The sequence below is a fragment of the Streptomyces sp. NPDC048277 genome, assembly GCF_040652235.1.
GTDB lineage: Bacteria > Actinomycetota > Actinomycetes > Streptomycetales > Streptomycetaceae > Streptomyces.
Genome location: NZ_JBEZLQ010000005.1, coordinates 246,790 through 272,181, shown reverse-complemented (window position 1 = coordinate 272,181; position 25,392 = coordinate 246,790). Strand labels below are relative to the sequence as shown.

The window sequence follows — 25,392 nt, the reverse complement described above, 5'->3', positions numbered from 1 at the left end:
CCACGAACCGTAGTCCCTGCCACTGACAGTCAGCTGGTCAGAGCGCCGATCCGCTTGTAGTACAGGGTCGTCGGGCGCAGCACCCCGGCGGGGTCGGCCGCGTAGTCGGGGATGACCCCGGCCCGGGTCCAGCCGGCCGTGCGGTAGAGGTGCTCGGCGGGGCTGTCCGTCTCGGTGTCGAGGTGGAGCAGGGTGATCCCGGCGGCGACCGCGGCCTCCTCGGCGACGGTCAGCAGCCCGCGTCCGACGCCCTGGCCGCGGGCGTCGCGGTGGACCATCAGCTTCACCAACTCGGCGCGGTGCCGGCTGTTGGGTTTGCCGGGAAAGGCCAGGCTCACCGTCCCGACCACCCGGTCACCGCCGTCCAACGCGGTCCACACGGCGAGATGTCCGGCGGCGACGGCCGCCACCCGCTCCTCCCACCAGGCGACGGCCTGCGCCGGCCCGAAGGGCGCGAGGAAACCGACGGAGGCTCCGCCGTTCACGGTGTCCGCCAACAACGCCGCCAACTCTCCCACCCGGCCCGCCAGTTGCTCCGCCTCCAGTCGCAGCACCCTCATGGCCGGACCACCGCCAGCACGTACCGCGCCGCCCCCGCCCCGGCGCACCGGAACCGCGTGGGCCCCCACACCCGCAGCCGCAGGCAGTCACCGACGTCCAGGAGGTGCTCGGCCCCCTGCGCGGTCACGGCGAGCGTCCCGTCGAGCACCCAGATGTGCTGCTCCAGACCGGGCACGGGCGGCCGGTCGTAGGCGATGTCCGCGCCCGCCGCGAGCCGGCCCTCCACGAGTTCGCCCCGCAGTCCGCCGTGCGGCGGCGACACGGACCGCCGTACGAAACCGGAGGCGCGGTCCTCCCACACCTGCTGCTCGGCCGCGCGCAGCACGGGGGCGGGTTCCGCCTCGATCTCGCTGAGCAGCTGGGACATGGTGCGGCCGTAGACGTTGCAGAGCCGGTTGAGGAGGGCGGCCGTGGGGCTGATCTCGGCGCGTTCGGCCCGGGACAGGGTGGACTTGCTCACCCCGCTGCGGTCCGCCAGCTCGCCCAGGGACCAGCCGTGTTCGGCCCGCAGTTCGGCGAGGCGGCTGCCGAGGCGGGCGTCGACGGGATCGATGGCGACCGGGTCGGAGGCAGCGATGTCTTCGCGTTTCATATCCGGGTCGCTATCCCTGATATGAGACGGCCGGGTTAAGGAAGCCTCACGGCCGGGCCGCCTCGCCCAGCGCCTCCAGCACCGGGCGGATCAGCGGGTGTCCCTCGGCGCCGCGTCGGACGGCCGCGAAGACGCGGCGGGTCGGGGCGACACCGTCGACGGGGCGCACGACGACACCGGTCAGGTCCGTCCCGCGCAGGGCCGAGCGCGGGACGAGGGCCACGCCCGCGTCGGCCGAGGCCAGGGCCACCACGGCGCGGAAGTCGTCGGAGGAGTGTTCCAGCCGGGGCTGGAAGCCGGCGCTCTCGCAGGCCAGGACGACCACGTCGTGGCAGGGGTTGCCGGGGTACGGACCGATCCAGGGGTCCTTGGCCAGTTCGGCGAGGGGGACCACGGAGGCCTCGGCGAGGCGGTGGTGGAGCGGGACGACCGCGTCAAACGGCTCGGCGTACAGGGGGACGTGGGTGAGCCGGGGGTCGTCGGCGGGCGGGGCGCCCCGGTACTCGACGGCCACCGCGACGTCGACCTGCCGGTCCAGGACCATCGGAAGGCTGGCGTCGCCCTCGGCGTCCCGGACGCGGATCCGTATGCCGGGTGCGGTGCGGGCGAGGCGGGCCAGCGCGGGGGCGACCACCTGCGCGATGCCGGTCGCGAAGGCGGCTACGGTGACCGTGCCGGCCTCGCCGGAGCTGTAGGCGGCCAGTTCGGCCTCGGCCCGCTCCAGCTGGGCGAGGACCGCGTTGGTGTGGGCGAGCAGGATCTCGCCGGCCGGGGTCAGCCGCACGCCCTTGGCACTGCGCTCGACCAGGCGGTGACCGGTCTCCTGCTCCAGCGCCGCGAGCTGCTGGGAGACGGCCGAGGGGGTCAGATAGAGCGCGGCGGCAGCCGCCGTCACCGTACGGTGGTCAGCCACCGCACGGAGAATGTGGAGCCGCCGCGCCTCGATCATGGGATTGATTATCGCAATATGCCGGGGCGGCCCGGGCGACCGCCTTCACCGCCGCCGGGTGTTGTCGCCTCCGCCGCGGATGGGGACCGCCGCCTCCACCGCCACTGAGGGTCGCCGCCCCCGCAGCGGTTGCGGAACGCCGTCTCTGCCACCCCGGGGAGCCGCCGCCTCCACCGCCGCTGACGGCCATCGACTCGCCGCGGTTGGGGCCATCGCCTTCACTGCCGCCGGGGACCGCCGCCTCCGCCGCCGCTGGCGGCCATCGCCTCCACCGCCGCCGGGGACCGCCGCCTTCACCGCCACTGAGGGTCGCCGCCTCCGCCGCCGCTGGCGGCCATCGCCTCCACCGCCGCCGGGGACCGCCGCCTCCACCGCCACTGAGGGTCGCCGCCTCCGCAGCGGTTGCGGAACGCCGTCTCTGCCACACCGGGGAGCCGCCGCCTTCACCGCCGCTGGCGGCCATCGGCTCCGCTGCGGTTGGGACCATCGCCTGCACCGCTACCGGGGGCCGTCGGCTCCGCCGCGGTTGGGGCCGCCGCGTTCACCCCGGCTGGGAGCCGCCTCCGCCGCCGCCACCGAGGGTCGCCGCCTTCGCCGCCGCTGGGAGCCGTCGGCTCCGCCGCCGTTCGGACTGCCGTCTTCGCCGCCGCTGGAGCCGTAGGCTTCCGCCTCCGTTCAGCCCTCCAGTTCCGCGCGGGCCTCGATGAACGCGTTCACCGCGCGGTTGACGTCGTCCGTCGAGTGGGCCGCGGACAGCTGTACGCGGATCCGGGCCTTGCCCTGCGGGACCACCGGGTACGAGAAACCGATCACGTATACGCCCCGGTCCAGGAGCAGCTCGGCCATCCGGGCGGCCCGCGCCGCGTCGCCGATCATCACGGGGGCGATGGCGTGGTCGCCGGGGAGGATGTCGAAGCCCTCCTCGGTCATCCGGCGGCGGAACAGCGCCGTGTTCGACGCGAGCCTCTCCCGCAGATCCCCCGCCGACTCCAGCAGGTCGAGGACCCTCAGCGAGGCCGCCGCGATCACCGGGGCGAGGGTGTTGGAGAAGAGGTAGGGGCGGGAGCGCTGGCGGAGCAGGGCGACGATCTCGGCGCGGGCGGCGACATAGCCGCCGGAGGCGCCGCCGAGGGCCTTGCCCAGGGTGCCGGTGACGATGTCGACGCGGTCCATGACGCCGTGGAGTTCGGGGGTGCCGCGGCCGGTCGGGCCGACGAACCCGACGGCGTGCGAGTCGTCGACCATGACCATCGCGTCGTAACGGTCGGCGAGGTCGCAGATCTCGCGGAGCGGGGCCACGTAGCCGTCCATGGAGAAGACGCCGTCGGTGACGACCAGCCGGCGCCGGGCGGACTGCGCCTCCTTCAACTGCCGTTCCAGGTCGTCCAGGTCACGGTTGGCGTAGCGCAGACGGCGGGCCTTGGACAGCCGGATGCCGTCGATGATCGAAGCGTGGTTGAGGGCGTCGGAGATCACCGCGTCCTCCTCGCCGAGCAGGGTCTCGAAGACACCGCCGTTGGCGTCGAAACAGGAGGAGTAGAGGATCGTGTCCTCCTGGCCGAGGAACGCGGCCAGACGGGCCTCCAGTTCCTTGTGGACCTCCTGGGTGCCGCAGATGAAGCGGACGGAGGCCATGCCGTAGCCCCAGCGGTCCAGGGCCTCGTGGGCGGCGGCGACCACGTCGGGGTGGTCGGCGAGGCCGAGGTAGTTGTTGGCGCAGAAGTTGAGGACCTCGCCCGGGCGGCCGCCCGAGGTCACACCGACGGTCGCGGACTGGGGGGTCCCGATCACACGCTCCGGCTTGTGCAGTCCGGCGGCGCGGATCTCGTCGAGGGTGGCGCGCAGGTCGTCGCGCACGGAGTCGAACATCATCAGTCCCTAAGGAGATTCGGAGGGTCCAGTGGTCGAGTGGCCGGAAGGGGTTCAGTGGGTCCAGTCGAGGATGACCTTGCCGCCGCGGCCGCTCGCCGCGTCGGCGAAGGCCGCCTCGAAGTCGCGGTACCCGTAGCGGCCGGTGATCACGGGGGCGAGGTCGAGGCCGCCCTCCAGGAGGACCGACATCGCGTACCAGGTCTCGAACATCTCACGGCCGTAGATGCCCTTGACGGTGATCATCGAGGTGACGATCCGGGCCCAGTCGACGGGGAACTCCTGGGCGGGCAGGCCGAGCATGGCGATACGGCCGCCGTGCGTCATGTTGGCGATCATGTCCCGCAGCGCCTCGGGGCGGCCGGACATCTCCAGGCCGACATCGAAGCCCTCGCGCAGGCCCAGCTCCCGCTGCCCGTCGGCGATCCCGGCCTGCGACACGTTCAGCGCCAGGCTCACGCCGATCTTGCGGGCGAGGTCCAGGCGCTCCTCGCTGACATCGGTGATCATGACGTGGCGGGCGCCGGCGTGCCGGGCCACCGCCGCCGCCATCAGGCCGATCGGTCCGGCGCCGGTGATCAGGACGTCCTCGCCGACCAACGGGAAGGAGAGCGCGGTGTGGACGGCGTTGCCGAACGGGTCGAAGATCGCGGCGATGTCGAGGTCGACGGGGACGCGGTGCACCCAGACGTTGCCGGCGGGGAGCGTGACGTACTCGGCGAAGGCGCCGTCGCGGCCGACGCCGAGGCCGACCGTGGCCCGGCACAGATGGCGCCGTCCGGCCTGGCAGTTGCGGCACTTGCCGCAGACGAGGTGGCCCTCGCCGCTGACCCGGTCGCCGACCTGGATGTCCACGACGTCACGCCCGGTCTCCACGACCTCGCCGACGAACTCGTGTCCGACCACGAGGGGGGTGGTGATCGCCTGCCGGGCCCAGCCGTCCCAGGCCCGGATGTGCAGGTCGGTGCCGCAGATACCGGTCCGCAGCACCTTGATCAGTACGTCACCGTGCCCGACCGCGGGCTCCGGCACGTCCGCGAGCCACAGGCCGGGCTCCGCCTTCTCCTTGACCAGCGCCTTCAACGCTACGGCTCCTGTGCGTGAGGTCCCGGCCCCGGGCACGCCGAAGCGGCCCGCGGCCGGGTATGGGGAGTGGTATCGCACAGCAATCTGCCGTACCCGGCGCCCCGGGGCCATCGAGGTTTTCTTAAGCGCCGCCACAGCTGGGCTTCACGCCGCCCGGACCGCCTTGCGGGGCACGGCTATTCGAGGCGGGAGACCTGGTAGTGACCGATGTGCCACTCCTGCGCCACGCGGGTGACGAGGACGGAGAGCTTCACGTCCAGCGGGGGCCGGTCCGTGAACGAGAACTCGACGGCCAGGTAGCCGAGGACGACGTCGTCCGCGAGCCGCCGGGTCTCCAGGACGCGGTACGCCGCCTTCATGCCGAGGGGCTGGGAGTCGTAGTACGCGGCGACGCCCTGCCGTCCGACGCTGTAGGGGTGCAGTCCCTGGAAGACGGCGTCCTCGGTGAAGAGCTCGGCGACGTCCTCGGGGCGGTGGGCGTCTACGGCCGCCTTCCACCGGTCCAGCACTCCGCTCAGGATCGCCGCGTCGTCCTTGGTCGTGGTCATGTCGCTCCTTGGTCAGAGACTTGGCGTACCGGTCAGTGTCCGGCGCTCATACCGCCGTCGACGTGCAGGATCTCGCCGGTGACGAACGGTGCCGTCTCCAGGAAGAGCACCGCGTCGACGATGTCGCCCACTTCACCCATCCGGCCGACCGGGTGCAGGTCGGCGAGGAACTGGTGGGTCTCCTCCGGGTGCATGGGGGTCTTGATGGTGCCGGGCGAGACCGCGTTGACGCGGATGCCACGGGTGGCGTACTCGATCGCCAGGGACTTGGTGGCGGACTGCAGGCCGCCCTTGGTCAGCGAGGCCAGCACGGAGGGGACCCGGGCGTCGGCGCTGTCGACCAGGCTGGTGGTGACGCTGACGATGTGTCCGCCGCCCTGGGCGAGCAGGTGCGGTACGGCCCGCTGGGTGAGGTGGAAGAAGCCGTCGACGTTGATGCCGGTGACGGTGGCGTAGTCCGCGGCCGTGTAGTCGGTGAAGGGCTTCGCGACGAAGACGCCCGCGTTGTTGACCACGGTGTCGATACGGCCGAACCGCTCGAGTGCCGCCGTGACGACCCGCTCGGCGGTCGCCGGGTCGGCGATGTCGCCCTGGACGGTGAGGACGCCGGCGTCGTCGACGGGGGCGATGGTGCGCGAGGTGGCGACGACGGCGTATCCGAGCTTGCGGTAGCCCTCGACGAGGGCGGCGCCGATGCCCTGCGAGGCGCCGGTGACGATCGCGACCTTCTGGTTCTGCGTGCTCATGGTGACCTTCTCCGAAGTGGCTGACCGGCTACTAGCCGACCGGTCGACTATCTGGAAGGTAGGCCGGGCTGTCCGAGGATTGCCAGGACCGGATTCCTCCCGTGTGGGAGGCACGGCCTCCCAGCGCAGCTCAGCCCGGGAGCGCGTACGGGTCGTCGGCGGGCAGCCAGGCGTCCGGGGCGTGGATCCCGAGGTCGCCGACGCCGTCGCACAGGGCGTCGACGACGGCCAGGACACCGGCGCGGTCCTCGCTCTCGCGCCGGACCAGCGACCAGGTCCAGTACACCTTCGGCGCGCCGATCTCGCGGCGGACCAGGTCGGGCGGGAGCGGAGTGGTCTGTCCCTTGGGCGAGTTGAGGACGGGGCGGGTGCAGCGGCGGACGTGGTCGAAGTAGGCGGGCCCGGTGACGGCGCCGTCGGAGATCCGCACGGGACGCGCCCCGGTCGCCTTGGTCAGTTCCTCGGCGTACATGTTCCAGGAGGCCCAGGCGGTGAGGTCGTCGTCGATGAGTACGTCGAGGTCCCCGGCCCCGATCTCACCCGTGTCCGTGCCCTTCGCGACGGCGTAGAGCCGGTCGGCGCCGATCAGCCGGGCCCGCAGCCCGAGCCGCCGCAGGTCCTCGGTGCGCACCCAGCAGACGGCGAGGTCCAGGCTGCCGTCGGCGACCCGGGCGGCCTGGGTGTGGGACGGGGCGACCCAGGCGTCGAGGTGCACCCGGGCGACCGCCGCGGTACGTGAAGTGAGATCCGGCGGCAGCCAGTTGACGTAGCCGAGCCGTACCGGCTGCGAACCCGACAGCCGGCCCGCCCTGCGCTTGAGGTCGTCGGCCCCCGCCAGCAGGGCGCGGGTGTGCGGGAGCAGGGCGGCGCCGGCCGGGGTGAGGGAGACGGACCGGCGGTCCCGGTCGAACAACCGGACGCCCAGGTCCCGTTCGAGTGCCTTGATCTGCTGCGAGAGCGAGGGCCCCGCGATGAGCAGCCGCTCGGCGGCCCGGCCGAAGTTGAGTTCCTCGGCGACCGCGACGAAGTAACGCAGCTGGCGCAGTTCCACGCGCGCCATGCTACGCGCGCTGGGAGGCTCCACCTCTCAGCAGTGAGGCAGCCGGTCGTGGCATCGGTGCTGGTGGCGGGCGCAGGATGGACCTACCGACGACGAAGGGGGCAGACCATGCGAGAGTTCCTGGTCGAGATCACCACCACCGTCCCCGAGGGAACCCCCCAGGACGAGGTGGACCGGCGACGGGCCGCCGAGGCCGTCCGCGCGAAGGAACTGGCGGCCAGCGGCCATCTGGCCCGACTGTGGCGCCCCGTGGGCGAGTTGCGCAGCATCGGCGTCTGGCGGGCCGCCGACGAGGAGGAACTCCACGAGAAGGTGCTCGGCACCCTGCCGCTGCGGCCGTGGATGACGCTCACCGTCACCCCGCTGGAGTCCCATCCCAACGACCCGGGCCGGGTCGACGGCGCCCGATGACCGCATCAGCTCCCCGGACCCATGTCGCGCGGGCGGCCGCCGCGCTCGCCGCCGGCATGGGCGTCGGCCGTTTCGTCTACACCCCGATCCTGCCCCTGATGCACAGCCAGGCGGGCCTGTCCGCCGGCACCGGGGCGAACCTGGCCACCGCCAACTACGTCGGCTATCTGGTCGGCGCGCTCGCGGGCACCCTGGCCCCGGCGCTGGTCCGGTCGCGCGCCGTGCTGCGCGGCTCCCTGCTCCTGCTGACCGCCACGCTCGCCGCGATGCCCCTCACCCACAGCCCGGCGCTGTGGGGCGCGCTGCGGCTGCTGGCCGGGGCGGCGAGCGCCCTGGTCTTCGTCGTCGCCGTCGCCTCCCTGCTGCACCATCTGCGGGAGCACCCGGCGCACCTGCCCGGCTGGGCCTTCGGCGGTGTGGGCGCGGGCATCGCGCTGTCCGGTCTGCTGGTCCTGGCCCTGCGGTCCGTCGCCGACTGGCGGGCCTCCTGGTGGGCGGCCGCCGCGCTCGCGGGGGTGCTCACCGCCGCCTCGTGGAATCTACGGCCGGAGGACGCCCCGGCCGCCCCGGTGGCCGGGGCACGGCCGGGGGTCCGCACCCACCGCTGGTTCGGCGCGCTGTTCGTCAGCTACTTCCTGGAGGGGGTCGGTTACATCGTCGCCGGTACCTTCCTGGTCGCGGCGATCGGCCAGGGCTCCCCCGGCTGGGTCGGCAGCGGTGCGTGGGTGCTGGTGGGGCTGGCCGCCGTACCGTCCTCGGCGCTGTGGGCGCGGCTGGGGCACCGGTGGTCACGGCCCGGCCTGCTGGTGACCGCGCTGACGATCCAGGCGGTCGGCATCGCCCTGCCCGCGGTGACCGGGAGTACGGCCGCCGCCCTCGGCTCGGCGGTGCTGTTCGGCGCCACGTTCCTGGGTATCAGCACGCTCGCCCTGGCCACGGGGGCGCAGCTGCGATTCCCCCGGTCCGTCGCCCTGTTGACCGCCGGATACTCCGTCGGCCAGATCCTCGGTCCCCTGGTCGTCGCCCCGCTGCTGCGCCACGGCTACCACCAGGCGCTGCTGCTGTCCGCCCTGGTGATCCTCGCCGCGGCGGTGGCCGCCGCCGTGCTGCGGATCGGATTCCCGCACCACATGGGCGGGGAACACACAGTGTCCGTGCCACGGCAACAGCCGGCCGCGCTCGACCGGTCCGCCCCGCGCTCCTAGGCGGCGGTGGCGCCGAGCAGGGCCCGGCAGTTCTGCCACAGGGGGCTCAGCCGCTGGGTGGAGTTGTACAGCTTGGCGAACATCACCTGGCCCTCCAGCTGGGCCACCACCGCCCGCGCCGCCTCCCGGGTGTCGGTCACGCCGACCTCGTCGCGCTCGCGGGCCTCGGCGATGACGGACTCCACCATGCCGACCTGCGCGTCGAAGATCTCCTGCAGCCGCCCGCGGACCGCCTCGGTCTGGTTGCTCAGCTCCAGGGTGAGGTTCCCGAACAGACAGCCCGCCACGGCGCCGCGGCCCTGCTGGACGGCGCGCTGGCCGGTCTCCGTCTCCTCGCACAGCCGCCGCAGGCGCCGCAACGGCTCCGCGTCACCCCCGAGGGCCCGTGTCCAGTCACGCTTCTGCGCGGCCCAGTGCTCGTCGACGACCGCGAGCGCGAGGGCCTCCTTGGACTCGAAGAAATAGTAGAAACTCCCCTTCGGCACCCCGGCCGCCTTGCAGATCTCGGCCACGCCGAGTGCCGAGTACCCGCGGCCCTCGATCAGGGAGCGGGCGGCGTCGAGGATCTTCCGCTTGGCGTCACTGGTCCGTCCCATGCCACAAGGGTACGGAGGTATTCGACCGGTCGGCTAGCAACGGGGCTGTTCCCGTCGTCACAGCAGCGGGAGACCGTCGGCCTCGCGTCGCTCGATGCGGGCCACCAGCTCCGCCGCCGAGGACTTGATCGTCTCCAGACCGGGCCGGCCCCAGGGCCGCGGTTCCACGTCGACCACGCACACCGTGCCGAGCACCGTCCCCGTGCTGTCGATGAGCGGGGCGCCCAGGTAGGAACGGATGCCGAACTCGTCGACGACCGGGTTGCCCGCGAACCGCGGGTAGTCGCAGACGTCCTCCAGGACCAACGCCTTGCGGCGGACCACCACATGGGGGCAGAACCCATGGTCGCGGGCCAGCTCCCGGCCCAGCACCGGCGTGCTGCCGTCGGGCTTCACGATGGGCGGTGCCACGGCCGGCAGGTGCAGCCCGGCGAAGAACTGGCGGTTCTCGTCGATGAAGTTGACCATGGCGTACGGCGTCCGGGTGACCTCGGCGAGCCGGTCCGCGTAGGCGTCGAGCTCGGGGTCCGGGTGCTCGCCCAGGCGGAGTTGGCCGAGGCGCCGGGTACGTACGGGCGCTTCCTTGTCCTCCGGTGTGAGCAGCAGACGACCGGCCGGGCGCGCCGGGTCGTACCTCATGGGCGGGCTCCGTCGCTGTGGACGTGGGTCATATACAGGCTCCGTGTGGGGTGTAGGGGGTTCACATGTGGGCGCCGTGGCTCGGCGCGGAGACCGGAGCGTGGGCGATGAGATGGCGGACGAGGGTGAGCAGGGTCTGGACGCCGGAGCTGGAGATACGCGCGTCGCAGCGGACCACCGGGATCTCCGGGTCGAGGTCGATGGCGGCGCGCACCTCCTCGGGGTCGTAGCGGTAGGAGCCGTCGAACTCGTTGATGGCGACGATGAAGCCGAGGCCACGCTCCTCGAAGAAGTCGACGGCCGCGAAGCAGTCCTCGAGGCGGCGGGTGTCGGCGAGGATGACCGCGCCGAGCGCGCCCTCGGACAGCTCGTCCCACATGAACCAGAACCGCTCCTGTCCGGGCGTGCCGAACAGGTAGAGCACGTGTTCCGGGTCCAGGGTGATGCGGCCGAAGTCCATGGCCACGGTCGTCTCGACCTTGTTCTCGACGCCGTCGAGGTTGTCGGTCGCGGCGCTGACCGTGGTGAGGAGTTCCTCCGTGGACAGCGGCGCGATCTCGCTGACCGCGCCCACGAAGGTGGTCTTGCCGACCCCGAACCCACCGGCCACCAGGATTTTCAGCGCGGTGGGGAAGGGGTCAGAGCTGTCGTCGTAGTCCATCGAGCACTGCCTCCAGGAGGGACCGGTCAGTGGGGTTGTGGTGGAAGGCGGGGGGCTTGGCGGTCAGCGCCCCGCAGTCGACGAGGTCGGAGAGCAGCACCTTGGTGACCACGGCGGGAAGCTTGAGGTGCGCGGCGATCTCGGCGACCGAGACGGGTGCGCGGCTCAGGTCGAGCGCCTGCGCGTGCTCGGGGCCGAGGTAGCCGAGGGGCGTGGCCCCGGTGGCCATCACCTGCGACATCAGGTCGAGGGCGATGCTGGGCTCGGTGCGGCCGTTGCTGACCGTGAACGGGCGCACGAGGCGTCCGGCCGCGTCGTCCAGCCACGGCCCGTCGCCGGCTGCGGCCACCCTCAAGGCCTCATCGCCGTGGGTTCGACGGCGTGCTGCCGGGGCGCGGTGACGAGGTAGGGGCGGACGCTCTTGACCAGCATCGCCATCTCGTAGCCGAGGACGGCGGCGTCGGCCTCGCGGCCGGCCAGCACGGCGAGGCAGGTGCCGGAGCCGGCGGTGGTGACGAACAGCAGCGTCGAGTCGAGTTCGACGACGACCTGGCGGACGTCCCCGCCGTCGCCGAACCGGACCCCCGCGCTGCGGCCGAGCGAGTACAGGCCGGAGGCGAGCGCGGCCATGTGGTCGGCGCTGTCCGGGTCGAGGCCGTGGACGGACTTCACCAGCCCGTCGCAGGACAGGAGCACCGCGCTGGTCGTGTGCGGTACGCGCTGCACGAGGCCGCTCATCAGCCAGTCGAGGTCGGATACCTGGGCGGTCGGCGCATCGCTCGCCATGGTGGATCGACTCCTTGAGATACGAAGGTCTGTGGGAGCGGTGGGGGTGGGGGTGGAAACGGTGCTGTTCATCCGGCCGGCGCGCTCCCGTCGGGCCGGGCGGTGTAGTCGGAGGTGCGCACCGGGCGCAGGACCGGGGAGTGGGACGGGGTTGGGGTGGGGGTGTGAGGCTGGGACTGGGGGTCGGCCGGGTCCCTGTGGGCCTGGCCCATGTGTGCGGAACCCATGTGGTCGGAGCCCAGGTGGCCCGTGGCCAAGTGGTCCGTGGTCAGGTGATCCGTGGTCAGGTGATCCGTGGTCGGATGGTCCGGGCCTCTGTGCTCCGGTGCGATGGAGTCCAGGGCCGACTGCCCCATGGCCGACCGGCGCAGGGTGGGCTGGTCCAAGGCTGACCGCTCCGGGGCTGTGTGGTCCGGGGCCATGTGCCCGGCATCCATGCGTGCCGTATCCCTATGGGGAGCCGCACTCATATGTGCGGTCTCCATATACGTTGCGTCCGCGTGTGTGGCATGGGATGTGCTGGTCGCTCCGTCGGCACCCGGGCCGGCCGGTGGCTCCGGCTGGGTGGCCTCCAGGTGCTGCTGTGCCTCGGCGAGGCCGATGCCGCGTTGGAAGGCGGCCATCAGACCGGGGTCGTGTCCGGCGGGGGCCTCGTTGTCCTGGCGGGGTGCGGGGCCGCCGCGGAGCTGGGGGACGATGTGCTCCTGGGCGCGACGGCGCGGCAGTTGGGGTTTGCCCATGGTGCCGCGTACGGCGCCGACGCGGGGGACGGGCGCTGTACCCGCGTGCTCGGCGACCACGGGCCGGTCCTCGGGCCGGATGCCGGGCAGTGCCTCGGCCGGGTTGGCCCGGCTCTGCTGGGCGCCGCGCACCGGCAGCGGCGCGGGCGGGCCCCCGTGCCGGGTGCCCCCGTGCTGGGTCTGCCGGTGCCGCCCGCCGACGGCGGTCGTGGTCGGACCGCCCGTCTGCTGGACGGGGCGCGGGCCGGCCGGAGCGGTTCCCTGTCCCCCGGCACTCGCGTCCGGACCGGCGGCAGCGCCCCGGATGCCCTCCGCCGCCCCGGCGCCCCCGGTGACCCCGGCGGCCCCACCGAGGAGCGCCCCTGGCACGCTGCCTCCGGTCCCGGCCCCGGCGTCACGCGGCTGCGGTACGGCCCCGGGTGTGCCCGGTGCCGTACCCAGCAGGCCCTGCGGGACGACGAGGACGGCCTGGACTCCGCCGTAGATGTTGCTCTGGAGGCGGACGTCGATGCCGTGGCGGCGGGCGAGCTGGGAGACGACGAAGAGGCCGATGCGGCCGTCGGCCAGCAGGCTCGCGACGTTGACCTGGTCGGGGTCGGCGAGCAGGGCGTTCATGTTGGACTGCTCGCCGACCGGCATGCCGAGCCCGCGGTCCTCGACCTCGACCGCGAGGCCGGAGGTGACGAGGTTGGCGCGGAGCAGCACCTGGGTGTGCGGGGCGGAGAACACGGTGGCGTTCTCGACGAGTTCGGCGAGGAGGTGGATGACGTCGGCGACGGCGTGCCCGCGGAGTTCGCCGTCGATCGGCGGGACGAGTTTGACCCGGGAGTACTGCTCGACCTCGGCGATGGCGGAGCGCAGCACCTCGGTCATGGAGACGGGGTTGCTCCACTGGCGCCGGGAGACGGCGCCGCCGAGCACGGCGAGGTTCTCGGCGTGGCGTCGGATGCGGGTGGCCAGGTGGTCGACGTGGAAGAGGCCCTTGAGGAGGTCCGGGTCCTCGATCTCGTTCTCCAGCTCGTCGAGGATCGAGATCTCCCGGTGCACGAGGGACTGAAGCCGACGCGCCAGGTTGACGAAGACCTCCAGCTTCTGTTCGCTGCCGGCCTGGCTGGAGAGCTGGGCCGCCTGCACGACGGCGGTGACGGCGCCGTCGTGGGCGCGGGACAGGTCGGCGGCGAGCAGTTCGAAGTCGTCGGCGTTCTCGGGCGGGCCGCCGCGCGGTTTGCGCTGGGGCGGGGTCTCGCCGCGGCGCAGCGCGTCGACGAGGGCGAGCAGATCGGCCTCGCCGCGGGCGGCGTTGCGGCGCAGGGTGCCGACGCGGTCGCTGACCGAACGGGCGGCCCGGCCCGCGGCCACGGCGGCGATCACGATGCCCGCGGCCGTCACCGAGACCGCTGCGGCGAGCACGGCCAGCAGGGTGAGGCTGGGCCGCGCCCCGGTGGAGCGGACCGTGAACAGCACGGCCGCGCAGCCGCTGAGCGCCACCGCGACCGGCGGCAGCACGGCGAGGCGCATCAGCTGAGGCCGTATGTGGGTCTCGGGCAGCGCGGGAACGGGTCGGGCGACCGGTCGTCCGTGCCGGCCGCCCTCACGGCGGTCGGCGCGGGCGGCCGGTGCACGGAGGTGAGACATCTGCGTCCTCGTACTGGTCCGTCGGGCCTGAAATTTCTCGCGCGTGCGGCGCGAGGTGGGCATGCGCCATCGCGGTGCCGGCCGAGGGGACCGCAAAAGAATTCGGCCCCGCGTCGCCCGACGGACACTCACAGTAGTCGCCGACGCATCATGTGCGGTGGGCAGTTGACAAAGTCCCGCGGCGATGGTCCCGCTCTGGTATGAGCCGTCGCACGAAAGACCGATAACCCTCTCGGCATCTCACCCTCGAACAGCCATCGACCGATCCGACCTGCTCAAAAACGGTCACAGACGGAAGGTGAGGATCGGGGCGCTCGGCGCTCCGCGCCCGCGCGCCAACCCCCTTCCATGCGCCCCCGGCCACCCCCGGCGGGACTCCCTCATCATCCCCACGCCCCTCCAGTACCCCCCAGAGCGTCACCCACAGTGATCGCGTTGGCCTCGGCCGGCGTTCGCCGTGGCGCGGGAGACGCCGTCGCGAGCGTCGGCGCCCGTCACCACGGCGGTCGCGGCCCGGGTCAGGTCCGGGCGGCCCAGGACGTCCGCGCTGTCGATGAACTGGTCCACCGCGCCGACCGTCGGCAGGTCGCGCACGTCCGGGTCCTTGATGCGGGCCGTGAGCGCCCGTGTGAAGCGGTCGGCGCGCAGCACCTGGAAGGGTCTGGAGTGGTGGGAGCGCGTGGCGGGGTCGACGCGGTCGGTGAGTTCCAGTTCGTTGTGCAGATGGGCGACGATCTCGTACGCGTGGACCAGGTGCCGCTCGCGGGCGTGCCAGTCCGTGGCGGCGAGAACGGCGGTGAGCACCGAGGTGAGCCGGGGAGCCGCGGGGGTGCGGACGAAGGCGCTGCCGAGCCATTTACCGTACGGCGGGTAGCGCCGGTCCATCAGCAGGCAGAGCCGCATGAGGTCGCGGACCAGGCGGCCGGCCTCGACGGCGGAGCCCAGTTCGTCGCCGACCTCGCCGCAGCGGCCGACGAAGGCCTCCTCCTGGGCGATGCGCTGCCACTGGCAGGCGAGGACATGGAGCCAGAGGTCATGGGGGTACCAGCGCAGGGCGGCCCGGGCCGGGGAGAGGGTGTGGAGGCCGTCGTGGAACACCGCGCCGGCGGTGACTTCGGCGAGGAGCTGGGTGGGGGTGGCGAGCCACTGCGCCGGGGACACGCCGGAGGCCGGGTCGAAGCCGAGGGTGGCGCGGAACCAGGAGGCGACGCTGGTCACCTCGACGCGGTGGTGCACGGGACCGTCGGTGATCTGCATGACCCGGACGTCCCGGTCGCCCGTGGCGGCGAAGTGGGTGGGCCAGCCGTGGAAGGTCTTGGGGAGATGTTGGGCGAGCACATGTCTGATGCGGGCGGCATGGCGCGGCACATCATGGGGGTGGAGGAAGAGCTGGAGGCGCGGGCCCCATTCATGGTCGGCGGAGCGTTCGGTGTCGTAGCCGAGGACTTCGGAGCCGGGGCCGATACGGGCCGCCGTGTGGGGTATTCCGGGGGCGGCCTCCTCCAGCAGCGAGCGTACGGCCTCGGTGTAGAAGCGCCGGGACAGCTCAAGTCCAGGTAAAAAGGCAGGGATTGGCATATGTGCGGGGCTCATGCCCATGCCCCTGCCCAGGTTGTGCAGGGGCATGCACGCCACTTTCACGTCCCCGCCACAGCGGTGGCGCCGTTACTTCACAAGATCGTCCGCGTCCGGCACCACCGCTTCGCCGACCAGGTCGAGGTCTCCCTCCCGGGCCTCGCCGAGCGGCTGGACGGCACGGCGCCAGGGCCGGGCGAGCGGCGCCGACACCTCACGCCACCACCGGTCGGCGGGCAGCTTCCCGGACGGTTCGAAGGGCTCACCCGGACGCGGCAGGGCCACCGCCTGCGCCGTGTCGTCGCCGGCGTCCTTGGTCCACTCCCCCGGCTCGGCCCAGGCGTGCGGAGCGAGGTTGAAGGTGCCCCAGTGGATCGGCAGCAGCACGCCGTGCGGCTGTCCGCCCTGGAGGTCGAGGTGGGCGCGCAGGCCCTCCTCGGGCGTCATGTGTATGTCCGGCCAGAACTCGCTGTACGCGCCGATCTGGATCATCGTCACGTCGAACGGACCGTGGTCGGCGCCGATGTCCTTGAAGCCCTCGAAGTAGCCGGTGTCACCGCTGTGGTAGATCCGGTGCCGCTCGCCCGCGACGACCCAGGACGCCCACAGGGTGTGCTGGGTGTTGCGCAGCCCACGGCCGCAGAAGTGGCGGGCGGGGGTGGCCGTCAGGGTCAGCCCGCCGACCTTGGTCTCCTCGTGCCAGTCCAGCTCGCGCAGCCGGTCGGCGGAGACGCCCCAGCGCTCGAGATGGGCGCCGACCCCGAGCGGCACGGCGAACAGGGTGTCCGTGCCGGCCAGTGCCTTGATGCTGGGCAGGTCGAGGTGGTCGTAGTGGTCGTGCGAGATGACGACCACGTCGACCGGGCCGAGCGCGGCCAGCGGCAGCGGCACCGGGTGCAGCCGCTTGGGCCCGGCGAACGGGAACGGGGAGCAGCGCTCGCCCCAGACGGGGTCGAACAGGACGCGGTGCCCGTCGATCTCGGCGAGCACGCTGGAGTGCCCCGTCCATGTCACCCGCAGCCCGCTCGCGGCGGGCCGGGCGAGGTCGGCGACGGTGGTCGCGTGCACCGGGATGGTGCCCCGGGGCGCGCGGCGGGCGCGCTGCTCCTTCTCGAAGTAGGTCTTGGCGAATTCCAGCATCGAGCCCGAGGGCCGCATGCGGGTGGCACCGCCGGGGTTCTGGAAGACACCGTCCTTGAAGTGCGGTGAGCCCTGGATGCGGGCCAGGCGCTCGCCGCCGGGGTCCGCGCCGAAGGCGACGGGCCGCAGCGCGCGGAGCCCGGAGCTCAGGGAACTCGAACCGGTCACGGTACCTCCAGTGGTGTCGCCGAGGTCCTCCATTATGGTCGGCCCCTCCGACAATCGGCGTTGACACCGGACCCTCCGCCTCCCGATACTGACCCACTGTTCAGTAGCACCTCTTTTCGCACCCTCCCAGGAGCCACCATGGCCGCTCCCCTGATGTCCCTCGTCTGGACCGACCACGTCACCGGCCGCCGGGGCTACCTGGTCGTCGACCGGCTGGTGCGGGGCGTGGCCAGCGGCGGTCTGCGGATGCGGCCGGGCTGCACCCTGGAGGAGGTCACCGGGCTCGCGCGCGGGATGACGATGAAGGAGGCCCTGCACTACAACCCGGCGGGCCGCTACGTCCCCCTCGGCGGCGCCAAGGGAGGCATCGACTGCGATCCGCAGGACCCGGGGGCGTACCCGCTGCTCGTCCGCTACCTGCGCGCGATGCGGCCGTACATCGAGAGCTTCTGGACCACCGGCGAGGACCTCGGGCTCACCCAGGACCTGGTGGACCGGGCGGCCGCCGAGGCGGGACTGGTCTCGTCCGTCCAGGCCGTGTATCCGCTGCTGGACGACGAGACGGCCGCCCGGCGGCGGCTGGCGGACGCCTTCGCGGTCGAGGTGGACGGGATCGGTCTCGACGAGCTGGCCGGCGGCTGCGGGGTCGCCGAGTCGGCGCTGACGGCCCTGGACCGGGCCGGGGTGCCGTACGCGGGGACGCGGGTCGCCGTGCAGGGGCTGGGCACGATGGGCGGGGCCACGGCACGTTTCCTCGCCCGCGCGGGGCTCACGGTGGTGGCCGTCGCCGACGTCAAGGGCACGATCGCCAATCCGGCGGGCCTGGACGTCGAGGCGCTGCTGCGCGCGCGGGACACCTACGGCACCGTCGACCGCACAGCGCTGCGCCCCGGCGATCTCGAACTGCCGGGCGACGCCTGGCTGTCCGCCGACGCGGAGGTGCTGGTGCCGGCGGCGGTGTCGTACGCGATCGACGCGGCCGACGAGCACCGGGTCACCGCCCGCTGGATCGTGGAGGCCGCCAACATGCCCGTGCTGCCCGAGGCGGAGGAACGGCTCACCGCGCGCGGGGTGACCGTGCTGCCGGACGTGGTGGTCAACTCGGGAACCAACGCCTGGTGGTGGTGGACGCTCTTCGGCGACATCGGTCCGGCCGCCGACGAGGCGTTCGCCCACATCCGCCGTTCGATGCGGGCCCTGGTGGAACTGATGCTGGACCGCGCGGCGGCGGACGGCACGACCCCCCGTGCGGCCGCCCACGCGCTGGTGACCGACCGGCTGCCGGTGATCGCGGAGCGGTTCGGCTGGTACCGGTGACCGGTCAGCGGCGTCCAAGGGCGGCCGCGACAAGCAGCGCGCCCAGGGCCGTGAGGGCGGTGCCCTGCCAGCCGAGGGCGTCGAGCAGGGGTGCGGTGACGGCCGTGCCGAGGGCGCCGACGGTGAAGTACACCACCAGGTAGACGCTGCTGAGGCTGCCGGAGCGTGCGGGGTCGAGGGCGATGACGCGGCTCTGGTTGGCGGCCTGGGCGGCGAAGCAGCCGGCGTCGAAGAGGGCCAGCCCCAGGGCCGTGACGGGCGGGGTGTTCAGGCCGGTGGCGAGCAGGGCCGTGCCGGCCGCGGCGGCCAGCATGGCGGCGGTGATCACGGTGTGCGGGCCGTACCGGTCGGTGAGGCGCCCGGTGAACGGCAGCGCGGCGAAGCCGAGGAGTCCGGCCAGGCTGTAGAGGCCGATGGCGGTCGGGCCGAGGGAGTGCGGCGGCTGGGCCAGGGCCAGGGTGAGGGCGATCCAGACGAGGTTGAAGGCGAAGTACCAGAACCCGCCGGTGGCCACCGCGCGGCGCAGCCGCGGCTGGTGCAGGAGCAACGGCGGAAGTGCCCTGAGGGTGGCGCGGTAGCCGCTGTGGGCGTGCGGCCGCTGCCGGGGCAGGAGGGTGGCGGCGGCGAGCGCGCCGAGCAGGGCGAGGGCCGCGAAGACCAGGAGCATCCGGCGCCAGCCGAGAGCCTCGGTGAGGACGCCCCCGACCAGTCGGCTGAGCAGGATGCCGGCCGACATGCCGGCGGCGACGACGGCGACGCCGGTTCCGCCGCGGCCGGGCGGGGCGTGCCGGCCGGCGATGTTGCCGGCCTGGGCCGCGACACTGGCCGCGGCGCCTATCAGCAGGTAGGCGGCCAGGAGGAGCACGGGGCCCTGCGCGGCGGCGGCGAGCGCGAGGGCGGTGGCCAGGGCGGTCAGCTGTGCGGTGACCAGGCGGTTGGGGGCGAGGTGGTCGGTGAGCGGCAGCAGCAGGGCGAAGCCGGTCATGCAGCCGGCGAGCGCGGCGGTCGGCACCAGACCGATCACGGAGAGCGGTACGTCCAGGTCGGCGGCGACCGCGGTGAGCGCGGGCTGGACGGCGTAGTTGTTGGCTATCGCCGTCCCGGCGATGACGGCCAGCAGGAACGTGCCGCCCCGGGGCAGCGGCCGGCTCATGGCTGGGCGTCGCGGGTGAGGACGACGGCGTAACGGCACTCGGCGTCGGAGGTGTTGACGAAGACGCGCTCGGCGGGCGCGCCCAGTTCGATGGTGTCGCCGGCGTCGAGTTCGTGGACGGTGTCGCCGTCGTGGAAGGTGAGGCGGCCGTCGAGGACCCAGACGAGCTGTCGTACGAAGGCGAAGGCGGCGGCCGGGTACGGCACCCGGGCTCCGGCGGGCAGCCGGATCTCGGCGATCTCCGCCGGGAAGCGCGGGCCGGTGATCTGGCGGCGCCGGTAGCCGGTGCCGGGGTCGCGCCACTCGGCCGCGTCGGCGCCGCGCCGCACTCCACCTGGCGCCTCCGGTTCCTCCGGCGCGCCTTCGGCCAGGGCGAGCAGCGAGGCGACGCTGAGCTGGAAGGCGGCGGACAGCTTGCCGAGGACGACGGCGGTCGGGCTGCTCTCGCCGCGCTCGATCCGGCTGATCATCGCCGGGGAGACACCCGAGTGGTCCGCGAGCTGGGCCAGGGTCCAGCGACGGCGCTCCCGCTCGGTGCGGACACGGGCCGCGATCCGCGCCACCAGCGGGTCCACCGGAGGATCTACTATGTTGGACATGAATCCAATATACGAGAGAAATAGAGTGGTGACGGTCCGCCCGGCCCGCCCTGGTGACGCGGAGGCGGTCCGCGCGATCCGCAACCACGCGATCGAGCACTCCACGGCCCTGTGGACCGAGACCCCGCAGTCCCCCGCCGAGGGCGCGGCCTGGTTCACCGCCCACCTGGAGCGCGGCTCGGCGTTCGTGGCCGAAGTGGCCGACGCTCCGGGCGAGGTGGCCGGGTTCGCGGTCTACGGCCCGTGGCGGGAGCTGGACGGCTACCGGCACACGGTGGAGGACTCGCTCTACGTCCGCGAGGGCCGGCACGGGCTCGGCATCGGCTCCGCGCTCCTCGACGCCCTCATCGCTTCGGCACGCGAGGCCGGGCACCATGTGGTGATCGCCGACATCGAGGCCGGGAACACCGCGTCGGTCCGGCTGCACGAGCGGTTCGGCTTCGAACATGTCGGCACGGTGCGCGAGGTGGGCACCAAGTTCGGCCGTTGGCTGGACCTGACGATCATGAGGCTGCCGCTGGTGTGAGACGCCGACGCGGGCGGCGTGGCGACCGATTATGGTGACCGCGTGGCGAGAGTGCGGTTGAGTGTGGCCGAGCGGCGAGAGGAACTGCTGCGGGCCGCCATCGAGCAGATCGAGGCGCGGGGCGTGGCGGCGGTACGGATCGCCGATGTCGCGTCGGCCCTCGGCGTGAGCAACGCACTGGTGCTGTACCACTTCTCGACGAAGGAGAAGCTGGTCGCCGCCGCCTTCGCGCGTGCCGCCGAGGACGACCTGGCACATCTGGGCAAGCTGCTGGGCCGGCGCACGTCGGCGGCGCGCCGGCTGCGGTCGGCGGTGCGCTGGTACGCGCCGACCGGGCAGGCCAAGGGCTGGCGGCTGTGGATCGAGGGCTGGGCGGTGGCGCTGCGCGAGCCCGCGCTGCGGGACGTCACCCGGGACCTGGACCAGCGGTGGAAGGCGGCGATCGCCGAGGTCATCGCCGAAGGGGTGGCCGCCGGCGAGTTCCGGTGCCCCGACCCGACGGCCGCGGCCCTGCGGCTGACCGCGCTGCTCGACGGGCTGGCCGTCCAGCTCACGTCGTACCCGGGCTCCGTACCGCGTTCGCGGGCACAGGAGTGGGTGGACGAGGCGCTGGCGCGCGAACTGGGCCTGCCCGAGGAGCGGTAAGGGGCGACCCGCCAGGAGGCCGCCCCTTACTCACCCCGTGACCCGTCTCAGGCCACGGAGGCGATCCGCATCTTGATGTCGTCCGGGGAGAGCGCCCCCTTGGCCGTCACATGGTCGCCCGAGGACTCGCCGCGCAGCCGCCGCCCGATCCACGGGACCAGGTACTCGCGGGCCCAGTGCACGTCGTCGCGGCGGACCTCCAGGGTGCCGCGGGGCGGGAGTGCCGGCCACGGCTGGTCGGGGTCGGCCGGTACCTCGACGCCGAGCACCTGACCGGCGCGCAGCGCCACGCGCGTGTGCCCCTCGGGAGAGAGGTGGAGCCGGTCGCCGTCCCAGGCCCGCCGGTCCTGCACGGTCTTGAGGGACCAGAGGTCCAGGACCGGGCAGCCGTACCGGTCGGCGACGGCCCGGACATGCCCGTTGTAGGTGGCGATCTTGCCGCGCAGATGCTTGAGGACGGGCACGCCCCGGGTGTCGAATCCGGTGGTCACCAGCACCGTGCCGACGGCCTCGGTCAGTTGGGCCACGGCCCGCTCGAACCGCTCGGCCACCTCGTCGGGATCGGTGCCGGGACGGATGATGTCATTGCCGCCCGCACAGAAGGAGACCAGGTCCGGGGCGAGTTCCAGGGCCTGCGGCACCTGGTCCGCCACGATCTGGTCGAGCAGTTTGCCGCGCACGGCGAGGTTGGTGTAGTCGAAGTCGCCTTCGGGCTGCCGGTCCGACAGCAGTACCGCGAACCGGTCGGCCCAGCCGACGAACGCCCCGTCGGGGCCGGGGTCGCCGACGCCCTCGGTGAAGCTGTCCCCCACCGCCACGTACGACCCGATCACTGATGCATTGTCACTCTTCGAATCGTCTGCCACATCGGACCATGATTCACCTCCGACTGTGACCTACGCGACCGTAATAAGGGGTTGACGATCGGTGAGATAAGACACTTTTAAATACTTTACCAAGCCTGGAATAAGGCTCTGATCAGCGACGTTGATGCTCTGTTAACGCGTCGATCGCCAGACGCGGAAGCCGCTGATCCGGAAGTGGCTCCAGGTGGTCCGAAACGCGAAGTGCCCGCTCGTATAAGGCTCCGGGTCGCGGTAGTCGAACACCAGCCGGCCGTTGTTCCACCACCGTACGGTCTGCCCGTCGGAGACGATCCGGACGTGATTGGGTTCGTTCGCGACGAGCAGCGGCTCGGTGTAGTCGTAGATCAGCGGCCGGACGCCGGGCTCGCCGACGTAGCGGCGCAGCCGGGTGGTGGTGTCGTAGTTGGCGCCGTAGCCCGCGTAGTACGTCGTGAGGTAGTCGTAGTCGGCGAGCGCGCCGCTGCGCGGGGTGGCGAACAGGTCGTCCGGGGAGCGGACGTCGGTGGCGTTCCAGAAGTTGTTGAGGTCGGAGACGCGGTCGTTGACGCCGCCCGCCGACACCGGTGTGGCGGTGTATTCCAGGATGTACGGCCCTTCGAGCCGGCGCCGGAACCAGACGGTGGCGCCGGCGGGCACGTCGACCTCCAGGATCCCGCGCGACGCGGTGACCGTGCCGCCCTGCTCCAGCTCCACGAACCACTGGCCGAGGCCGCGGCGGAAGTCGTCGGCGGCGATCGGGCGGGGGTGCGGGGAGGCGGCGGTCGCGCGCGCGGCGGGGGCGAGGACCCCGAGGGCGGCTCCGGCGGCCAGGGTTCCGAAGGCTCGGCGGGTGGTCGTCATACGGCAGGTTCCTTCCGGCAGGACGGGGAGCGGCAGAAAGCGCTTGCACCTGACGGGGATCACTGTGCCGCCGCCATGCCGTCGCTGTCGATGCCCCGGACGCACCCGCCACGAGAAAGCAACGCGCCGAGGGCCGGGCCCGGGGATCGGGGGCCCGGCCCTCGGAGTGCGCGTCGGGCCGAGGAGAGGCGTCGGGTCAGCCGACGGCGAGGCCCTTCGAGCGGAGGTAAAGCACCGGAATTACGTGGACATGACGCGCGACGGACGGTCACGAATATGACGCTCCTCACGCACGTCACGCCACGTCCCCTTATTCCGGAGCGAGTTGCAATGAAGGTGCCAATTCAGGCAGAAGCATCAGATGCGACGGAGCCGGATGACCGTCGCATCCAGGTCACCCTTCAGTCCGGCGCGCAACCCGTGATGCAACAGGACGGCACCTCGGTGCACTTCGCCCGTTTCACGGCATTCGTACGACGCTGCCGGGTCGAGCCCCTGCAACCGCAGCGCCGGCACCGGCTCGCCGTAACTCTGCGCCTGGAGCCAGGCGAGGACGACGGTCTCGTCGCCGAGCGTGTACTGGACCGCGCTGAGCCCGCCGGCCGGCGGCCGCAGCCGGAACTGGTCGCCGCGCTGCACCAGGGGCCGGATCTGCTTGTAGAGCTCCACCCAGCGGCCGGCCTCGGCGAGCTCCTCCTCGGTCCACTGCGAGAGGTCGCCGCCGACCCCGAGCGCACCGGCCATGGAGCTGACGAAACGGAAACGCAGGCTGCTGACGCGGCCGTTGAGCTGGTGGTTCGGGCTGTCGGTGACCCAGGCGGACATCACCCGGGCGGGGTGGATCTGACTGAAGCCGTGCTGGATGGCGAGCCGGTCCAGCGGGTCGGTGTTGTCGGAGGTCCACACCTCGTCGGTACGGGTCATGATGCCGAGGTCGATCCGGCCGCCACCGCCCGAGCAGGACTCGATGGCCACGTCCGGGTGGGCGGCGCGGAGCCGGTCGAGGAGCGCGTACAACCCGCGCACGTGGTCGACCCACAGCCGCTGCGGGTACGGCTCCCCGGGCCAGCCCGCGTCGGTGAAGCAGCGGTTGAAGTCCCACTTGACGTAGTCGATGGGGGCACTGGAGAGGAGGGCGTCGAGCTGCTCCCAGAGGTACTCCTGGACGTCCTCGCGGGCGAGGTTGAGGACGAGCTGATTACGCAGTTCCGTCCGCTTTCGCCCCTCCTGGTACTGCACCCAGTCGGGGTGCGCGCGGTACAGCTCGCTGTCCGGATTGACCATCTCGGGCTCGACCCAGATGCCGAACTGCATACCCAGGGCGTGCACGTAGTCGGCGAGGGGCTTGAGTCCGTTCGGGAAGCGGTCCGGGTTGGGCGTCCAGTCGCCGAGGCCCGCGCGGTCGCTGGTGCGGGCGCCGAACCAGCCGTCGTCGACCACGAACAGCTCGACGCCGATCGCGGCGGCCCGCCGGGCGAGGGTGGCCTGCTGCTCCTCGGAGATGTCGAAGGTGGTGGCCTCCCAGGAGTTGAACAGCACCGGCCGGTCGCGGTCGGCGTCCGGGATGATGTGCGCCCGCTGGTAGGCGTGCCAGGCACGGCTCGCCCCACCGAAGCCGCCGTCGCTCCACAGGCCCGCGAAGACCGGGCTGGTGTACGACTCGCCCTCCGCCAGCATCAGCAGGCCCGAGTCGTCGTAGCCCGCGCCGCCGGTGATCTGCACGCGCGCGTCCGGCAGTTGGGCGACGGCGATCCGCCAGGAGCCGGACCAGCCGAGGGCGCAGCCCCAGACCTCGCCGCGCTCCTCGGTGGCGTCCGTGTCGAGGGCGACCCAGGGCAGGTGCTGGTGGCCGGTGTGGCCGCGGCGGCTGCCGATGACCCTGTCGCCGTAGGTGAGCGGGGCGCTGGTGAGGCGGGACTCGGCGGCCCAGCGGCCGTGCAGCTGGGAGAGCCGCCAGCCCTCACGGTCGGGCAGCGTCCAGGTGGCCGCGTCGGCGCGCAGCAGCTCCACGCGCGCGTGTCCCTGGTTGCCGACGGTCACCCAGCGCTCGACGACATCGCCGCGCATCCGGTAGTGCAGGGTGATGACGATCCCGTCGTCCCGGAAGCGCAGCCGCAGCTCCTCGTCACCGGCGTCGCCCTCGGTCTCGTACGACTCGAAGGTCCACTCGGTGCCGCGGCGCTCCTCGGTGCGCACGGACAGCGCCGGGCGGACGAAGCGGGCACCGCCCTCGACCGGGTACTCCTCGCGGCCGTCCAGCGGGGACTCGAAGGGCCAGTAGCCGGGCAGCGCATGGACGCTGAGGGCCTCCGCGTCGGCGAGCTGGATCCTGGGGCCCCAGTGCAGGTGAAGCAGTTCGTCGGCCTCCGTGAGGTGCAGCGCGTAGCTGCTGCCGGGGCCAGACAGAAGCCAGGTACGACCGTTTTCGGCGATGTCCACCATCGAGAAACCTCACACAAGTGCCAACAGATCCGCTCAA

At 72.6% G+C, this 25,392-nt stretch carries 26 protein-coding genes; 5 read left to right on the top strand and 21 right to left on the bottom strand.

What is annotated here, in order from left to right; genetic code table 11:
- Positions 1 to 29: 29 nt before the first annotated feature.
- The 8 genes from AB0D85_RS14090 to AB0D85_RS14055 form a co-directional block, all read right to left on the bottom strand.
- A complete protein-coding gene (locus tag AB0D85_RS14090) occupies positions 30 to 560 on the bottom strand; it encodes a GNAT family N-acetyltransferase (RefSeq protein WP_362318677.1) in 531 nt (176 codons plus the stop codon).
- Complete coding sequence (locus AB0D85_RS14085; protein ID WP_362318674.1) at positions 557 to 1,153, bottom strand: XRE family transcriptional regulator; 597 nt, start codon at positions 1,151 to 1,153, stop codon at positions 557 to 559. Before AB0D85_RS14085 ends, AB0D85_RS14090 begins: the two co-directional genes overlap by 4 nt.
- Positions 1,154 to 1,199: 46 nt before the next feature.
- Positions 1,200 to 2,102, bottom strand: a complete 903-nt coding sequence (locus tag AB0D85_RS14080) for a LysR substrate-binding domain-containing protein (protein ID WP_362318671.1) — start codon at positions 2,100 to 2,102, stop codon at positions 1,200 to 1,202.
- Positions 2,103 to 2,777: 675 nt separating this feature from the next.
- Positions 2,778 to 3,971 carry a glycine C-acetyltransferase gene (locus AB0D85_RS14075; RefSeq protein WP_362319258.1) on the bottom strand — a complete coding sequence of 398 codons (1,194 nt, stop codon included), beginning with the start codon at positions 3,969 to 3,971 and terminating at the stop codon, positions 2,778 to 2,780.
- Between the two features lie 54 nt (positions 3,972 to 4,025).
- Complete coding sequence (gene tdh, locus AB0D85_RS14070; RefSeq protein WP_362318668.1) at positions 4,026 to 5,054, bottom strand: L-threonine 3-dehydrogenase; 1,029 nt, start codon at positions 5,052 to 5,054, stop codon at positions 4,026 to 4,028.
- A 179-nt stretch (positions 5,055 to 5,233) separates the two neighbouring features.
- Positions 5,234 to 5,605 (bottom strand): SgcJ/EcaC family oxidoreductase, encoded by a 372-nt coding sequence (locus AB0D85_RS14065; RefSeq protein ID WP_362318665.1) that lies wholly within the window; start codon positions 5,603 to 5,605, stop codon positions 5,234 to 5,236.
- 32 nt (positions 5,606 to 5,637) lie between these two features.
- Positions 5,638 to 6,351: an SDR family oxidoreductase gene (locus tag AB0D85_RS14060; RefSeq protein WP_362318662.1), complete on the bottom strand. Its 714-nt coding sequence runs from the start codon at positions 6,349 to 6,351 to the stop codon at positions 5,638 to 5,640.
- A gap of 130 nt (positions 6,352 to 6,481) precedes the next feature.
- The gene (locus tag AB0D85_RS14055) at positions 6,482 to 7,411 is read right to left on the bottom strand and encodes a LysR family transcriptional regulator (RefSeq protein WP_362318659.1); all 930 of its coding nucleotides are present in this window, start codon (positions 7,409 to 7,411) and stop codon (positions 6,482 to 6,484) included.
- Positions 7,412 to 7,519: 108 nt separating this feature from the next.
- On the opposite strand from AB0D85_RS14055, the gene AB0D85_RS14050 reads away from it, so the two are divergent.
- Positions 7,520 to 7,822, top strand: coding sequence for a muconolactone Delta-isomerase family protein (locus AB0D85_RS14050; protein ID WP_362318656.1), 303 nt, complete (start codon positions 7,520 to 7,522; stop codon positions 7,820 to 7,822).
- Positions 7,819 to 9,027, top strand: a complete 1,209-nt coding sequence (locus tag AB0D85_RS14045; protein ID WP_362318654.1) for a YbfB/YjiJ family MFS transporter — start codon at positions 7,819 to 7,821, stop codon at positions 9,025 to 9,027. The genes AB0D85_RS14050 and AB0D85_RS14045 overlap by 4 nt, the downstream gene beginning before the upstream one ends.
- On the opposite strand, the gene AB0D85_RS14040 is transcribed toward AB0D85_RS14045, so the two are convergent.
- The 8 genes from AB0D85_RS14040 to AB0D85_RS14005 form a co-directional block, all read right to left on the bottom strand.
- On the bottom strand, positions 9,024 to 9,623 hold the full coding sequence (locus AB0D85_RS14040; protein WP_362318651.1) for a TetR/AcrR family transcriptional regulator: 600 nt from the start codon (positions 9,621 to 9,623) through the stop codon (positions 9,024 to 9,026). The two genes, AB0D85_RS14045 and AB0D85_RS14040, sit on opposite strands and share 4 nt — an antisense overlap.
- A 57-nt stretch (positions 9,624 to 9,680) precedes the next feature.
- Positions 9,681 to 10,262, bottom strand: coding sequence for a GAF domain-containing protein (locus AB0D85_RS14035; RefSeq protein ID WP_362318648.1), 582 nt, complete (start codon positions 10,260 to 10,262; stop codon positions 9,681 to 9,683).
- Between the two features lie 61 nt (positions 10,263 to 10,323).
- Positions 10,324 to 10,923 (bottom strand): ATP/GTP-binding protein, encoded by a 600-nt coding sequence (locus AB0D85_RS14030; RefSeq protein WP_362318645.1) that lies wholly within the window; start codon positions 10,921 to 10,923, stop codon positions 10,324 to 10,326.
- A complete protein-coding gene (locus AB0D85_RS14025; RefSeq protein WP_362318642.1) occupies positions 10,901 to 11,272 on the bottom strand; it encodes a DUF742 domain-containing protein in 372 nt (123 codons plus the stop codon). Before AB0D85_RS14025 ends, AB0D85_RS14030 begins: the two co-directional genes overlap by 23 nt.
- A gap of 2 nt (positions 11,273 to 11,274) precedes the next feature.
- Entirely contained in the window at positions 11,275 to 11,709 is a 435-nt protein-coding gene (locus tag AB0D85_RS14020; protein WP_046728213.1) for a roadblock/LC7 domain-containing protein, read from the bottom strand.
- A 68-nt stretch (positions 11,710 to 11,777) separates the two neighbouring features.
- Positions 11,778 to 14,084: an ATP-binding protein gene (locus tag AB0D85_RS14015; protein ID WP_362318639.1), complete on the bottom strand. Its 2,307-nt coding sequence runs from the start codon at positions 14,082 to 14,084 to the stop codon at positions 11,778 to 11,780.
- A gap of 417 nt (positions 14,085 to 14,501) precedes the next feature.
- Positions 14,502 to 15,662, bottom strand: coding sequence for a DUF4037 domain-containing protein (locus tag AB0D85_RS14010; RefSeq protein ID WP_362318636.1), 1,161 nt, complete (start codon positions 15,660 to 15,662; stop codon positions 14,502 to 14,504).
- 87 nt (positions 15,663 to 15,749) lie between these two features.
- The gene (locus AB0D85_RS14005) at positions 15,750 to 16,967 is read right to left on the bottom strand and encodes an MBL fold metallo-hydrolase (RefSeq protein ID WP_362318634.1); all 1,218 of its coding nucleotides are present in this window, start codon (positions 16,965 to 16,967) and stop codon (positions 15,750 to 15,752) included.
- Between the two features lie 138 nt (positions 16,968 to 17,105).
- On the opposite strand from AB0D85_RS14005, the gene AB0D85_RS14000 reads away from it, so the two are divergent.
- Positions 17,106 to 18,284 (top strand): Glu/Leu/Phe/Val dehydrogenase dimerization domain-containing protein, encoded by a 1,179-nt coding sequence (locus AB0D85_RS14000; protein ID WP_362318631.1) that lies wholly within the window; start codon positions 17,106 to 17,108, stop codon positions 18,282 to 18,284.
- Between the two features lie 4 nt (positions 18,285 to 18,288).
- Here the strand turns inward: AB0D85_RS14000 and AB0D85_RS13995 are convergent, their stop codons facing one another.
- Together AB0D85_RS13995 and AB0D85_RS13990 are read right to left on the bottom strand one after the other, a co-directional pair.
- Positions 18,289 to 19,437: an MFS transporter gene (locus tag AB0D85_RS13995; protein ID WP_362318628.1), complete on the bottom strand. Its 1,149-nt coding sequence runs from the start codon at positions 19,435 to 19,437 to the stop codon at positions 18,289 to 18,291.
- A complete protein-coding gene (locus AB0D85_RS13990) occupies positions 19,434 to 20,036 on the bottom strand; it encodes an XRE family transcriptional regulator (RefSeq protein WP_362318625.1) in 603 nt (200 codons plus the stop codon). Before AB0D85_RS13990 ends, AB0D85_RS13995 begins: the two co-directional genes overlap by 4 nt.
- Here AB0D85_RS13990 and AB0D85_RS13985 point away from each other — a divergent pair.
- A complete protein-coding gene (locus AB0D85_RS13985; RefSeq protein WP_362318622.1) occupies positions 20,035 to 20,562 on the top strand; it encodes an N-acetyltransferase family protein in 528 nt (175 codons plus the stop codon). The genes AB0D85_RS13990 and AB0D85_RS13985 overlap by 2 nt on opposite strands.
- Positions 20,563 to 20,604: 42 nt before the next feature.
- Positions 20,605 to 21,207: a TetR family transcriptional regulator C-terminal domain-containing protein gene (locus tag AB0D85_RS13980; RefSeq protein WP_362318619.1), complete on the top strand. Its 603-nt coding sequence runs from the start codon at positions 20,605 to 20,607 to the stop codon at positions 21,205 to 21,207.
- 47 nt (positions 21,208 to 21,254) lie between these two features.
- Here the strand turns inward: AB0D85_RS13980 and AB0D85_RS13975 are convergent, their stop codons facing one another.
- The 3 genes from AB0D85_RS13975 to AB0D85_RS13965 form a co-directional block, all read right to left on the bottom strand.
- Positions 21,255 to 22,040: an SGNH/GDSL hydrolase family protein gene (locus AB0D85_RS13975; RefSeq protein WP_362318615.1), complete on the bottom strand. Its 786-nt coding sequence runs from the start codon at positions 22,038 to 22,040 to the stop codon at positions 21,255 to 21,257.
- Positions 22,041 to 22,205: 165 nt separating this feature from the next.
- Entirely contained in the window at positions 22,206 to 22,913 is a 708-nt protein-coding gene (locus tag AB0D85_RS13970) for a DUF6250 domain-containing protein (RefSeq protein WP_362318612.1), read from the bottom strand.
- A gap of 357 nt (positions 22,914 to 23,270) precedes the next feature.
- A complete protein-coding gene (locus AB0D85_RS13965) occupies positions 23,271 to 25,355 on the bottom strand; it encodes an alpha-galactosidase (RefSeq protein WP_362318610.1) in 2,085 nt (694 codons plus the stop codon).
- Positions 25,356 to 25,392: the final 37 nt, after the last annotated feature.

What these genes read in the sequence shown, in the direction of transcription:
- AB0D85_RS14035 (WP_362318648.1), bottom strand. Translation starts at nt 10,262, where the DNA reads ATGAGGTACGACCCGGCGCGCCCGGCCGGTCGTCTGCTGCTCACACCG.
- AB0D85_RS14040 (WP_362318651.1), bottom strand. Translation starts at nt 9,623, where the DNA reads ATGGGACGGACCAGTGACGCCAAGCGGAAGATCCTCGACGCCGCCCGC.
- AB0D85_RS14060 (WP_362318662.1), bottom strand. Translation starts at nt 6,351, where the DNA reads ATGAGCACGCAGAACCAGAAGGTCGCGATCGTCACCGGCGCCTCGCAG.
- AB0D85_RS14045 (WP_362318654.1), top strand. Translation starts at nt 7,819, where the DNA reads ATGACCGCATCAGCTCCCCGGACCCATGTCGCGCGGGCGGCCGCCGCG.
- AB0D85_RS13985 (WP_362318622.1), top strand. Translation starts at nt 20,035, where the DNA reads ATGAATCCAATATACGAGAGAAATAGAGTGGTGACGGTCCGCCCGGCC.
- AB0D85_RS13995 (WP_362318628.1), bottom strand. Translation starts at nt 19,437, where the DNA reads ATGAGCCGGCCGCTGCCCCGGGGCGGCACGTTCCTGCTGGCCGTCATC.
- AB0D85_RS14015 (WP_362318639.1), bottom strand. Translation starts at nt 14,084, where the DNA reads ATGTCTCACCTCCGTGCACCGGCCGCCCGCGCCGACCGCCGTGAGGGC.
- AB0D85_RS13970 (WP_362318612.1), bottom strand. Translation starts at nt 22,913, where the DNA reads ATGACGACCACCCGCCGAGCCTTCGGAACCCTGGCCGCCGGAGCCGCC.
- AB0D85_RS14020 (WP_046728213.1), bottom strand. Translation starts at nt 11,709, where the DNA reads ATGGCGAGCGATGCGCCGACCGCCCAGGTATCCGACCTCGACTGGCTG.
- AB0D85_RS14075 (WP_362319258.1), bottom strand. Translation starts at nt 3,971, where the DNA reads ATGTTCGACTCCGTGCGCGACGACCTGCGCGCCACCCTCGACGAGATC.
- AB0D85_RS14055 (WP_362318659.1), bottom strand. Translation starts at nt 7,411, where the DNA reads ATGGCGCGCGTGGAACTGCGCCAGCTGCGTTACTTCGTCGCGGTCGCC.
- AB0D85_RS14000 (WP_362318631.1), top strand. Translation starts at nt 17,106, where the DNA reads ATGGCCGCTCCCCTGATGTCCCTCGTCTGGACCGACCACGTCACCGGC.
- AB0D85_RS14050 (WP_362318656.1), top strand. Translation starts at nt 7,520, where the DNA reads ATGCGAGAGTTCCTGGTCGAGATCACCACCACCGTCCCCGAGGGAACC.
- AB0D85_RS13965 (WP_362318610.1), bottom strand. Translation starts at nt 25,355, where the DNA reads ATGGTGGACATCGCCGAAAACGGTCGTACCTGGCTTCTGTCTGGCCCC.
- AB0D85_RS14090 (WP_362318677.1), bottom strand. Translation starts at nt 560, where the DNA reads ATGAGGGTGCTGCGACTGGAGGCGGAGCAACTGGCGGGCCGGGTGGGA.
- AB0D85_RS13990 (WP_362318625.1), bottom strand. Translation starts at nt 20,036, where the DNA reads ATGTCCAACATAGTAGATCCTCCGGTGGACCCGCTGGTGGCGCGGATC.
- AB0D85_RS14085 (WP_362318674.1), bottom strand. Translation starts at nt 1,153, where the DNA reads ATGAAACGCGAAGACATCGCTGCCTCCGACCCGGTCGCCATCGATCCC.
- AB0D85_RS14010 (WP_362318636.1), bottom strand. Translation starts at nt 15,662, where the DNA reads ATGCCAATCCCTGCCTTTTTACCTGGACTTGAGCTGTCCCGGCGCTTC.
- AB0D85_RS14065 (WP_362318665.1), bottom strand. Translation starts at nt 5,605, where the DNA reads ATGACCACGACCAAGGACGACGCGGCGATCCTGAGCGGAGTGCTGGAC.
- AB0D85_RS14030 (WP_362318645.1), bottom strand. Translation starts at nt 10,923, where the DNA reads ATGGACTACGACGACAGCTCTGACCCCTTCCCCACCGCGCTGAAAATC.
- AB0D85_RS14080 (WP_362318671.1), bottom strand. Translation starts at nt 2,102, where the DNA reads ATGATCGAGGCGCGGCGGCTCCACATTCTCCGTGCGGTGGCTGACCAC.